A 12,640-nucleotide genomic window follows, 5' to 3' on the forward strand; every position below is an offset into this window, starting at 1 on the left:
ATCAATGTTTATAGAGGGAGTTTAGTACAAGAAGAGTTAAATAAAATATTAGCAAGGACATTTGGAAACTAATGTTCTAAAATGGGATTTAAATACAGTAGAGGTGAATGAAATGCGACCCGTATTATCAAAGGATTTGAATGAAAAAGATTTCAGAAATTTTTACTGGTTAAAAGAAGAACTACAGGTTTTTTGTAGAGAAAATGGGTTAAGTACTTCAGGTTCTAAGGTTGAAATCACAGAAAGAATTGCTTACTTTCTTCTAACAGGAAAAATTGCTAAACCATCTAGAAAACAAAATTATTACCAAAAGTCTGCTAAATCAAAGGAATTGAGCCTAAATACAATTATTACAGAAGAGCATTGTTGTAGTCAGGCAGTAAGAGCATTCTTTAAATCACAAATTCCTAAATTTCATTTTTCCACACATATTCAAAACTATTTTAAAGAAAATGTAGGAAAGACATATCAAGAAGTAATTGCTGCCTGGTATGAAGAAGAGAATCGTAAGAAAGACCCTTCATACATCACAACAATTAGTTCCCAATTTGAATATAATCAATTTACGCGAGATTACTTTACTGATCCTGAAAATAAAGGGAAAAAGCGAAAAGATGCTATTGCTGCTTGGAAGGAGATAAAGAAATTACCAGGAAAAAATAAGTACATACCGAAAAGTAATTCTTGACCCCTTCTTCTTCAACTGTAGAGCAGCACTCCTGTAATAACTGAAAGGAAATCTAGATTTTGTGAAATAATGCACTTAAGCTAAAAGGGGCTTACCTCAATATGGTCCACTATTTTTCACCAATCTCTAAATTTATTATAGAAACGAAACAAGTTGTAAATTCAAAAAACTGCATCCAAATGGATGCAGTATTATTTTTTTCTAAACAGTGTATCCCCAAGAGGGATTCCAACCACAACAACCAAAACCGTTAGAATTACCAGGGCTTCAAAAATAAAATACGCAACTTGATCGAACATTGTATCTCTCCTTCTTTTCTTTATAATTCCTACCTTATATTCTGTAATTATCCAACTCCTATAGAAGAGTCAAACTAAACTAATAAAGCACAAAATCATTTGTGCTTTTAATATGGTATACTTCATTAAAACGTATGTATGCAGTCGTCACTTTTTATATTTTGTGATCTTCAACAATAGGGCGCGATTGTTTAATAAGCTTCCCTGTTCTTCTTAAACTCCCATGAAAGAACGTAAAAATCTTTCATTTTCTGTGGTGTAGTGTTGATTTTGCGCTACATGGATGGCTAATGGGGCAGAATACTTGAACAAGCATGTAACTTTAAACCTTGTTAAATGTATGTAGTATTAAGTAAAAATACATAGATAAACAATGATATAGACGGAGGAATAGAAATGGATTTAATAATCGGAATAGCTATTGTACTAATTGTGTTTTTCTCTTCAAGCATAATTGAAAAAAGGTTAAAATCTATTGAAAAACAAAACAATCGTGTAATAGAAATACTAGAAGAAATAAGAGATAGAAAATAAATTGATATTCCACTAACTAAGGCTTTAGTTGAAGATTAGCGTTCCGGAATAATCAATCTTTATTATAAAAATGAATAGCGACAAACAGATAAAACCTCTTATTTTGATCAAACTTTGTTCAAAATAAGAGGTATATTTTAATCAGGAAACTGAGGATTACCAGCAAATTTTAATCATTCTTTTTTCAAAAGTGACAAATGAACTTACTAGTTGTTATTGTAAATAGTTAATCTTAAATCATGTATCATACATATGCCAAAAGTAAAAAATAAATCAAAATAATGCCAAAAGCTATAGGTAAATTCAATTTAAATCAATATAACACTTTTATTCGATTGGGTATTAAAACCAAGTAGCTTGAAAGGGTTGGTATTACTATGTTGGCAAATATACCGCTAAGAAGGCAAAGATATACTTAAAATCACACAAATGACCTGATTAAGGGAATTGGCAAAAGTTGCCCAGTATTATCGAGTTGTAGTTGAAATCTTATATACCACAGGCAACCGAATTAGTGAATTATCTGCCATGAAAAAGGAAGACATTAACCGGTCTGAACGGTCAATTCTAATTACAAAGGGGAAACGTAAAAAGTCCCGAATTGTTCTTTTTACACGAGAATGTGGGGAACAACTATCCAGGTATCTAAAAGGGTGGGAAGACGATATGCCGACTGTATTCGTGAATATAACTGGAAAAAGACCAATCTGCCATAGGACTGTCCAAAAAAAGTTAGCCGAGTATGGAGGCCAGTTATGTATGAAAATTCCTCCCCACACATTGCGACATACCTTCGCAGCTCGTTTAGCTATGAAGGCAATGCCGCTCTTATGCATCCAGGTTCTCCTCCGCCATAAGGAACTGCAGCCTATGTTACTATAAGCAAGGCTCTATGATCATGCTCATAAGGAAATCTATGATCAATTTATGTGAAAAAGGGGGAGAGGATTGTTCACAAAATATAAATTAACGCAAATAATCGACTTCTCTGAAACACCCGAAACCTTTGATATATAGGTTTCGGGTGTTATTTATTTTCCTAGGAAGTTAAGGAAAGAAGGATTAACGCTTTTTTTGTTGAACTTATTGTACTAACGGAGCAGATTTCTACAACAAGTGGGAATGTGTTTTATTAAATGTTAACAGAGATTTTAATAAAATTAGGAACTTATATTCAAAAAAGGGATTTAAAACTGTTTAGCTCAATTATATTTGTGTACAAAATTTCTCTATGAAGGGTAAACTCGTCCCCCGTTAGAAGTTGAGAGTAGCTTATAAAAAAATGCTCACCAGCCATAAAGCTCAAAGGTTGTGAGAGATTTTATTAAGTAGTTACAATTTCAAAGGGACAGGTGTTTACCTAGAACTAGATGTATGGAAACTATGGCTGGAGGAGGAGGGAAACAAAAAAAGATTTAAAGATTATTGAAAAATATGGTATTTTTGAATATAATTTCAATTATAGGAGGTGAGAAACATGCCTTTATTTTCACAAACGATAACTGATTTTTGGCAGGCGCAATTTTTGAACGGAGAGGTCCTCTATAGCGATGAAGTCTTTACTGTCGCCATTAACCCCGACCTTAGCGAAGACAGCCGAGTTATGGTGTTTGAAACTACCGACGGAATGGTGATGGCGCTCCTGACACCAGCGATGGCCGATAAATTAGACCTTTATCAACACCAAGACCTGTCTGAGTTGGACTTTCGACGGAAATTGAATGAAGCGGGAGTCACATTGCATGGCACAGATTATCTTTATTATTTTTCAGAGGCCGACAAAAACATTTTACTGCAAGAAAACCTGGAAGGTACTTTGCGCCAGTTAACAGAGCAAGATGATGCGGTTTTCTCCGAGTTTGAGTCCTACGCCTCAGAACAAGACTTGGATGATGCTTATGTGGAATTGGTTCACTGGGCAGTGTTCGGCTCTTTTGAGCAAAACAGCTTGGTCTGTGCTGCCAGTATGTATCCTTGGAAAGAAGATGTGCCAATTGCGGATCTCGGCGTACTGACTCTGACATCCTTTAGAGGAAAAGGGCATGCTCGCAAAGTGGTGCGTTCAATTTGCAAGTACGCCTTTGAGCAAGGATACGAACCACAGTACAGATGCCAGCTCGATAATGTGGCTTCTACGTTACTAGCAAAAGCGGCTGGTTTGACGCTATTTGGGAAGTGGGATGTCATTTCTCCCGACTCCACTAATTGAGAGTAACAGTAGGATGAGAACATTTAAATTTCCTTGGAGAATATACATTTAATTTTAAAATAGGATGGAACACAAAAGGGTTGAGACTTATTTGATTTTAATATAGAAAGGGTGCGATTTTATGTCTAAAACAGTTAAAGTATGTATTGATAAAATACCATCTAATCTTTCTAAGGAAATAAGCCTTATTGATCAATATAAATGGGAACCTGGCCAAACAATACATGTTCGTTTTTTAGAGGGGGTTCCTGAAGTGAAAGAAAAAGTCAAAAAACATGCAAAAAGATGGGAACAATATGCGAATATAAAATTAGCATTTGGAAATAATCCTGACGCAGAAATACGTATAGCATTTGATATGAATGACGGTAGTTGGTCGTATATCGGAACCTCCTGTAAGGAAGTGGCTAAGAATGAGCCAACAATGAATTATGGTTGGCTTCAACGAGACACTCCTGAAGTTGAATACTCAAGGGTGGTATTACATGAATTTGGACATGCACTTGGATGTATTCACGAACATCAAAATCCTAGTGCAAAAATTCCTTGGGATAAAGAAGCTGTTTATACGTATTATATGGGCCCACCAAATAATTGGTCAAAAGAGGAAGTTGATAACAATATATTTAGTCGATACGATAAAAACATAACAAGTTTTACAGAATTTGATCCAACATCAATAATGCTTTATACCATACCAAATGAGCATACAATTGGAGATTATGAAGCTATCGGAGGAGTAACACTTTCGGAAAAAGACAAGCAATTCATTCAACAAATGTATCCTTTTTAAGATTCAAAATAATTGGAGGCGAACTACTACAATTATTATAAGAAAATTAAACAGAATTAGAAAAGGTACTTATATTTATACAAATGATGTTGAAAAATGTATATTTAGGAGGATGAACACCATGTCTAATATGCAATTTGAAAGAGATTTAATTTTTAATCAAAATTTAATATCTATGCAACAACAACAAGCACTGAATCGCTATATTGAACGCTCAAACAAACGTGAACATTTGAAAAGTGAATTACAACATAAAAACCCATTAGAAGTAAGCAAACCCGAACGAGTTTTTTTTCGGAAAGCAATTATTAATCCACTAGATGGATTAGCGATAGAGCGTATTATTGAAGGGAATGATTTATTTCCTATTTCTTATTTTGAAGCAGGACTTAACGCTGCTAGGTCTGTTTGTAGAATTGAGGTTCGCGATCGTATCGGAAGGGTTCGAGGACATGGTACAGGTTTTCTTGTGTCTCCTTCTTTACTACTTACAAATAACCATGTTTTAGCAGATGAAGATGCTGCGCTATTTAGTCTTGCACAATTCAATTATGAGTTGGGATTAGATTTAAAAGAACGAGAAATAAAAAATTTTCGTTTAGCACCAAATCGTTTCTTTATAACAGATGAGAATCTTGATTTTACATTAGTTGCTGTAGAAGAGACATCCGCTGACGGGGCAAAATTAATTGACTTTAATTTCTTACCGCTTTCACCATATAAAGGAAAAGTATTGGTAGGTGAACACGTATCAATAATTCAGCATCCTTCAGGTGCACCTAAGATGGTAGCGAATAGAGAGAATAAAATTCTAGACATATTTGATGATTTTGTTCAATATGAAACTGATACACAGCCAGGCTCATCTGGATCAGCTGTATTTAATGATGAATGGATGGTTATCGCACTTCACCATGCAGGTGTTCCTGACCCGCAAGATAGTACAAAATATATAGCAAATGAGGGAATACGAATTAGTAGTATTGTACAGTTTCTTATGAATCAGTCTCAAAATCTAAGTGATGATAAGAAGAAATTACTTGACGAGCTTTCAAAAGGATGGGAATTAGTTGAAAACTCATCTGAAGAGGTATTTTCTGAGGAGTTAGCTTTGGATTGGTACAAAGACTCTACAGGTTATGATTCTAAATTTTTAGGTGATAATTATGAAGTTCCGCATCCTAAATTTCGCCCTGATCTTGAAACAGATATAGCTCTTCTCAATAATGGGGAAAAAATATTGAATTATACACATTTTTCAATTGTTATGAGTGAATCTCGTCGATTAGCTTACTATACTGTTGTTAATCTTGATGGAAATAAACTTGTAGATGTTGGACGGGAAAATAATTGGTTTTTTGATTCACGTATAGATCAAAAATATCAGTGTGGTCCTGAGCTGTATGCTAGAAATGAAATTGATAAAGGGCATCTTGTACGTAGACGTGATCCTATTTGGGGGGACTTAGCTAAGAAAGCAAATAAGGATACATTCCATTTTACAAATTGTTCTCCTCAGCATAAAAACCTTAATCAAAAGACATGGCTTGATTTGGAGGATTATATTTTAGAAAAAGCTAAAAAATTTAATTTTAAAGCCACTGTTTTTACTGGACCAGTATTTCGTAGTGATGACATAATATATCGTGGAGTACAAATACCAGCAGAATTTTGGAAAGTAGCTGTGATGGTTAAGGAAGATGGAAAATTATCAGCTACAGCATATTTACAATCTCAAAAACATTTAATTGATAATTTAGAAGATGCTTATGGTGCATATAAAACATATCAAGTACCTGTTTTACAAATTGAAGATTTGACAGGTCTTGATTTTGGAAAATTACGAAATGACGATCCGATCGGTTGTGTAGAAGGTTCAATTGGTCATGTTATTGAAACATCTGAAGATATAAAAATCTGATTTTTAGTTTTTAAAGTTATTTCATTGAAATATGATTAGGAGTTGCACACTAATTTTTTAGCGAATCTCAACTTAACAGTCAATAAACCTCAAATTTTGTGTATTTAGAAAAATATAAAGGTAAGATTGGTTCTGTTGTAAAGTTTCTTCAGAGATAACCATAAGTAAGAATGTGAGTGAGACCCAATATTATGCGACTACTAGTAACGATTGTAATTCATTATACATTGAAAAACCGAAGTCTGAGCTAAGACTTCGGTTTCTTTTATATAGAGCATGAACGGTTTCGATTCCTTTTATCATATTCTAAGTCAAGATAATGAAGTAGCAGATATTTTCCATTCCGCATTAAATCGTTGCGTGAGCTAATACAAAAATGGCAGTAAGAAGATACTAGATGAAAAAGGTAAGTAAACATTAATATATCAACGTTTGTGGGCTGGATTTTAGAATGATATCGAGCCAGGGGTGTTGATCCAAGAATGATAAAGGTACTTAATCAAACTAGTTAAAGTCAGTAAATTCAGAATTACTAAGTCTGATGTATCAAGGCTTTAGGCGATCTTATAATAAACGTATTAATTCTGGAGGAAATGCCTACTTATTTATTGTTGTTCTATTCGTCTTATCAATAGGACTATTAAATATTATAAAATGGAAAAATTTCATTCCAATTCAAGTTGATGGTTTAAATCAAATTGGCTTTTTGCACAACATGATTGATATATTTAAAAATAAAACTATTATATTGCTTATGATTGCTTTTTTAATATTTAATTTTACGATGATTCCATTACTAAATTTATTATTTCCTGCGCTAATTGTTTATGAAAACAATTTCTCATCTACTACATTAGCTTTGTATGAAGTATCGTTTAGTTTAGGATTATTATATTATCAGTAAGTCATATTTTTACTAAAACCGGAGTTAATAAAAGTAAATTTTTCATTGTATTTTCATTTTTTTTATGTTCTATTGGAATGTTGATAATAGGATTATCCCAATACGTATTTATCGGTGCTATAGGAAGTTTAATTATCGGTTGTTCTCCTTCTCTAATGAGAATCCATAATAATAGTTTTTTTCAAAGTACTATCCCATTAGAAAAACAAAGTGATTTCTTTGCTATTAGAGGGGTAATTTTAAATTCGGTATCTCCATTTTCAATAGCTACAATATCAATGGCTATTGCTATGTTTAACTCACAATATGTAATAATTATAATTTCAGGCATTTTGTTTATATTAGGATTTTTATTATTAATATCTCAAAGGACAAATGTCGGCTAATATTTGTTAAAAAAGTAAATTTGTTTGTTTAAATTTAGTTTTTTTCGAAGGAGATGTGAAAATGAAATTACTTATTAGGAAGATGAAAAAAGAAGATATGAGCAAGGTAACAAAAATTGCCACGGAAAGTTGGCATGGAACATATGACGGAATTATTCCTAGAATTATTCAAGATAATTTTTTATCACAAGCATATAATAGCAAAATGTTAGAAATCAGGTATCTACAAACGCCATTCTATGTTGCGGAATTGAATGGAGAAATTGTAGGTTTTGCAAACTACTCAAATATTAATAACGATAGAAGTATTGAATTGTCAGCAATTTATCTTCATCCTTGTTATAAAAATATGGGGATAGGTTCGGAACTTCTATATAAAGGTATTCAAGAATTAAAGGCTGAATTGATTTATGTTAATGTTGAAACTGCGAATGGTATCGGAATAACTTTTTACAATGCAAAAGGTTTCCAAATTGTTGATGAATTTGATGATGATTTTGATGGGCATATTTTGAAAACTACACGAATGGTTTTAAAAATATAGGTGGAATGGAAAATAGGTTATAATCGACCTTTCTAACATTGATTTGCATATTTGCCTTGATACTGTCTAAAATTCGTAGAGAGCGTCTTTTTAATTTTTTATAAAGAGTATGACGTAAATCCAGATTTTTATTTGGAAGTATTGTATCTTTTCGATGGAACAAAAAGTCCGAAGGAAATTATTAAGAAATTTGAGTTTTTTGGTTATTTTATACGGAGAAAGATGGAAACCTATTTACAACCTTTAGGCGGTATTTTCCTTCATCTATTTAAGATGATTGTTGTGCTTTATTATTTCGACTTTAATCGTTGGTGTAGCTGGAACTGGAGACATGAAACAGCTTGGACGATTAGGCGAGAAATCAATTATTTACTTTGAAATTATTATAACAGTAGCAATTGTAGTTGGTTTACTTTCCGAAAACATATTCCAACCAGGCGCAGGTGTGAATATGAACGAGCTATCTCAAGGAGATATTTCGAAATACGTTACAACTACAGAAGAAGTACAGCATGAAGGACCGTTTGATATTATTGTAGAAATTGTACCGACAAATATCATTCAGTCAATGGGTGAAGGTGACATGCTTGCTATCATCTTCTTCTCTGTTATTTTAGGTTTAGAGGTTGCTGCTATTGGAGAACGAGGTAAGCGAGTATTAGACTTCTTCCAAGGTGTAGCAGATGCTATGTTCTGGGTAACTAACCTTGTCATAGAATTCGCTCCGCTTGGGGTATTTGGTTTAATCGGTGTAACCGTTTCTAAATATGGATTCACATCTCTGAAACCACTGGCTTTACTTGTTTATGCAACAATGCTATTCTTCATATTTGTCGTTCTTGCGCTTGTTGCAAAATTCGTGGGTGTCAGCATCTTCTTCTTAATTAAAGTATTAAAGGATGGACTGATTTTAGCGTTCTCAACAGCAAGTTCTGGTACTGTGTTACCTCAAATTATGTTAAAAATGGAGAAACTAGGTGATTCGAAGGATATCGTATCCTTTGTTATTCCAACTGGCTACTCCTTTTACTTAGATGGTTCAACACTTTATCAAGCGATTGCAGCCTCATAGTTCATCACTATGTCTAGTATTACACTGACCAAAACACAAAATAAATAAAAACACCTTTCGTTGAAAAATGGGTATTGTACCTTATCAAATCAACGTGGAGGTGTTTTTCTATGAGGACAAGAGTTAGTTATCCAGTAGAAGTGAAAATGAAAGTAATTGATGAACAATCATCGTTAGTTCACTTCTATAATATTTTTTACAATACTATTAATATGTCGTGATAGTTCATAACCTGAGGAGATAGATAAAAGCCGCAGCATCGGCAGACTCATTAATGCTTTTTTATGAAAATTATAACGCTAACCTTTCCTTTTAACTTTTGTTACGCAATTGTATGATATTGTTTGGTTTTTAGGAAAAATTAAAATAAATTTAGTGTATTCATTCTCTTTTGTTTCAATAGAGATATCATGATCTAATTTATAGGATAGGCTTTTAGCTAAATATAAGTCCGAATTATTCGGTCGTCCTGCTACACTGGTAAATGTAGCTTTATGCCAAATTATTAGTCAAACTTATCAAAACGGTGTAGAAACTAGAATAATTGAATAAAAAATAACAGCAAGCAATTCCTCCACCAATACATTGAATTGGTAGGGGAATTGCGTTTTTTCATTATAAATTAATGGTTTCTAAAGTTTCGGAAATTGATTCACATAAACTCCCGTATATCTACAGATAAACTTCGAAGTATCTTCATATAAACTACAGATTACTCTTATATAGTATAGCTATCAAGGAGGTAATGAAAATGAATTTTATCAAACGTGCATTTTTAAGTGTTAAAGCAAGGATGGGGAAATCGTTAATATTATTTACTGTATTTTTAGTAGTTTCTAATTTAGTATTAGCGGGTTTTGCAATACAAAATGTCTCACAAAAGGCGAATGATCATGCTAGACAAACATTAGGTGTAGATGTGAGCCTTAGAATGGACGAAGAGAAGCTTATGGAAAATGTGGCGAAACAGCGAGAAGAGAATCCGAATGGAAAAATAAAACACCCTGAACTTTTTGCAGATGAAGCAGACCAGGTAGCTAAATCACCATATGTAATAGACTACAACTATCTTAAAAGTGACATGTTTGTAGCAGATGATTTCACGCCTATTAATGGTGACAAAGATGACGAAGGGGTAAGTGGGGCAGTAGGTGGTAGTGGAAATATGAAAATGCCTAATACATTTATCCAAGGTGTGAGAAGTTCTGATTTATTGCAAGATTTTACAGATGGAACGAATGAAATTATTGACGGTCGTCCGATTACATCAGAGGATACGAATAAGAAAGTAGCTTTGATTGAAAAACAGTTAGCCGAACAAAATGAGCTCCAAGTTGGTGATATGTTAAAAATCCAATCAAAGGATGAAACATCAAAGGTAGAGTTAGAAATAATAGGGATATACAAAAATTCCGGAATAACTGACTTCGAGGCAAATTTACCAGCTATGATGCATCCGTCTAACAAAATATACACTATTTATGATTCGATGAAAGAAATGTCTGAAAGTAATGAAACGGGTGTATCCATTAACGAAGCAATTTACTACTTAAATGATCCAGAGAATATAGAGGATTTTAAAGCAGAGGCAATGAAAACAAATATTGATTTCAATTTATTTAAGTTAGATGCGCATGATGCTTTATATCAAAAAATGGTAGGCCCTATCGAGAATATTGCCGCTACTTCCAAAATGATTGTCTATTTAGTATCCATTGCAGGATCAATTATATTAGGTCTTATTATTATGTTGACTATAAAAGAGCGACGTAAGGAATTAGGTATTCTGTTGGCAATCGGTGAAAAAAAGAGGAAATTAATAGGACAACTGTTAGTAGAAGTACTATGTATAGCGGTACTAGCATTTGGCATTTCTACCATTACAGGTGAAACAGTGTCTCAAAAAATAGGAGACAGTTTATTACAGCAAGAAGTTATTGCTGCTGAAGATCAACAACAAGAATCAAATAATCTAGGATTCTCATTTGGAATGATGAATAAACAAGATAAAGATGTGCAACCTATCGATGATATTGATGTAAGTATAACGTCACAAGATGTGTTGAATTTAGGTGGATTAGGGCTATTAATTGCCACTCTATCAACACTTCTACCAGCATTATCAATTCTTCGTTTAAATCCAAAAGAAATACTATTAAAAGATGAGTAGGAGGAGTCACATGGACACTTTATTACAATTTAAAAATCTATATTACTATTATCAAAGTAATAATAAGAAGAATACTTTATTAGAGAATGTAAACTTTACCTTTGAAACAGGATGTTTCTATAGCATTTTAGGACCATCAGGTTCAGGAAAAACAACAGCACTTAGTTTAGCAAGTGGATTAGATATCCCTAAAGAAGGACATGTGCTCTACAAAGGAAAAGATATACGAAAAATTGGTTTAGATAAATATAGAAATAAATATGTTTCGATAATCTTTCAATCATATAATCTCATTACGTATATGACGGCTCTTCAAAATGTGGTCACGGCAATGGAAATTACAGGAGTTAACATAAAAGATAAAAAGAGAAGAGCGCTTGAGTTATTAGAAATGGTAGGCTTGTCGGAAACCGAAGCAAAAAGAAAGGTTTTACAGCTTAGTGGCGGTCAACAACAGCGTGTAGCCATTGCTCGTGCATTATCTAGTGATGTAGATTTATTAATTGCGGATGAACCGACTGGGAATCTAGATGAGAAAACTTCGGATGAAATTATCAAATTGTTTAAAGAACTAGCTCATAAAGAAAATAAATGTATCATCGTTGTTACGCATTCCCAGGAAGTAGCTAAACAATCTGATAAAGTAGTTTTTCTTGAACAACGAAATTTGGTTTGTAAAACTTTGAAGAAAAAATAGGAACAAAAATTTTAAAAAAACTCTTTTTATAAAAATGTAAAATCGGAGTGAAAAAAATGCGGACAAAAATAGCAGCATCTATTGGCTTAGTATCTATCGGAATAGCAATTGGTTTATATATGAATATGGGAAATTTAGGTGGAGACTTGAATCAAAATGAAACCAATACGCAGCAAGACAATAAAACGTATTCAGAAGAAAATACCCCTGATCAGCGGCAGTGGGAATCTCCAAATCCAAGGGGAGAAATGACGCCAGAACAGTGGGAGGAGTTCTCATCAAAACCAGGTGAACGGACACCAGAACAGTGGGATCCTTCCTCATCTAATTCAGAAGAGGATATGATACAAGGTTCTACATCGGGTTCTACATCTCCTAATTAAAATTCTTTGATCTATTAGGTGAATACTCTAAGGCAATTAA

General features: G+C 33.3%; 10 protein-coding genes and 2 pseudogenes. 11 read left to right on the forward strand and 1 reads right to left on the reverse strand.

Features of this window, described 5'->3' with window-relative positions:
* Positions 1-112 precede the first annotated feature (112 nt).
* The 6 genes from H131_RS22050 (at position 113) to H131_RS22070 (ending at position 6,444) form a co-directional block, all read left to right on the forward strand.
* Positions 113-688 carry a DUF6434 domain-containing protein gene (locus H131_RS22050; RefSeq protein ID WP_010861356.1) on the forward strand — a complete coding sequence of 192 codons (576 nt, stop codon included), beginning with the start codon at positions 113-115 and terminating at the stop codon, positions 686-688.
* 695 nt (positions 689-1,383) lie between these two features.
* Positions 1,384-1,521: a hypothetical protein gene (locus H131_RS25115; protein WP_010861357.1), complete on the forward strand. Its 138-nt coding sequence runs from the start codon at positions 1,384-1,386 to the stop codon at positions 1,519-1,521.
* 447 nt (positions 1,522-1,968) lie between these two features.
* On the forward strand, positions 1,969-2,403 hold the full coding sequence (locus H131_RS26220; protein ID WP_010861358.1) for a tyrosine-type recombinase/integrase: 435 nt from the start codon (positions 1,969-1,971) through the stop codon (positions 2,401-2,403).
* A gap of 595 nt (positions 2,404-2,998) precedes the next feature.
* A complete protein-coding gene (locus H131_RS22060; protein ID WP_010861359.1) occupies positions 2,999-3,730 on the forward strand; it encodes a GNAT family N-acetyltransferase in 732 nt (243 codons plus the stop codon).
* Positions 3,731-3,851: 121 nt separating this feature from the next.
* On the forward strand, positions 3,852-4,523 hold the full coding sequence (locus H131_RS22065; protein ID WP_010861360.1) for a M12 family metallopeptidase: 672 nt from the start codon (positions 3,852-3,854) through the stop codon (positions 4,521-4,523).
* Positions 4,524-4,644: 121 nt separating this feature from the next.
* Positions 4,645-6,444, forward strand: coding sequence for a DNA/RNA non-specific endonuclease (locus tag H131_RS22070; protein WP_010861361.1), 1,800 nt, complete (start codon positions 4,645-4,647; stop codon positions 6,442-6,444).
* Between the two features lie 189 nt (positions 6,445-6,633).
* On the opposite strand, the pseudogene H131_RS25700 reads toward H131_RS22070, so the two are convergent.
* Positions 6,634-6,744 (reverse strand): annotated as a pseudogene (locus H131_RS25700) (IS6 family transposase); the annotation flags it as partial.
* A gap of 1,051 nt (positions 6,745-7,795) precedes the next feature.
* Between H131_RS25700 and H131_RS22080 the strand changes: the two are divergent.
* The 5 genes and pseudogenes from H131_RS22080 to H131_RS22100 all read left to right on the forward strand — a co-directional run bounded on the left by H131_RS22080 (position 7,796) and on the right by H131_RS22100 (position 12,600).
* Positions 7,796-8,278: a GNAT family N-acetyltransferase gene (locus H131_RS22080; protein WP_010861363.1), complete on the forward strand. Its 483-nt coding sequence runs from the start codon at positions 7,796-7,798 to the stop codon at positions 8,276-8,278.
* A 228-nt stretch (positions 8,279-8,506) separates the two neighbouring features.
* Positions 8,507-9,344: pseudogene (locus tag H131_RS22085) on the forward strand (cation:dicarboxylate symporter family transporter); the annotation flags it as partial.
* Positions 9,345-10,101: 757 nt separating this feature from the next.
* The gene (locus H131_RS22090; RefSeq protein WP_010861365.1) at positions 10,102-11,520 is read left to right on the forward strand and encodes an ABC transporter permease; all 1,419 of its coding nucleotides are present in this window, start codon (positions 10,102-10,104) and stop codon (positions 11,518-11,520) included.
* Between the two features lie 10 nt (positions 11,521-11,530).
* Positions 11,531-12,217 (forward strand): ABC transporter ATP-binding protein, encoded by a 687-nt coding sequence (locus H131_RS22095; protein ID WP_010861366.1) that lies wholly within the window; start codon positions 11,531-11,533, stop codon positions 12,215-12,217.
* A 56-nt stretch (positions 12,218-12,273) separates the two neighbouring features.
* Positions 12,274-12,600 carry a hypothetical protein gene (locus H131_RS22100; RefSeq protein WP_010861367.1) on the forward strand — a complete coding sequence of 109 codons (327 nt, stop codon included), beginning with the start codon at positions 12,274-12,276 and terminating at the stop codon, positions 12,598-12,600.
* Positions 12,601-12,640: the final 40 nt, after the last annotated feature.

Source organism: Lysinibacillus sphaericus OT4b.31 (genome assembly GCF_000392615.1).
Taxonomy (GTDB): Bacteria; Bacillota; Bacilli; order Bacillales_A; family Planococcaceae; genus Lysinibacillus; species Lysinibacillus sphaericus_B.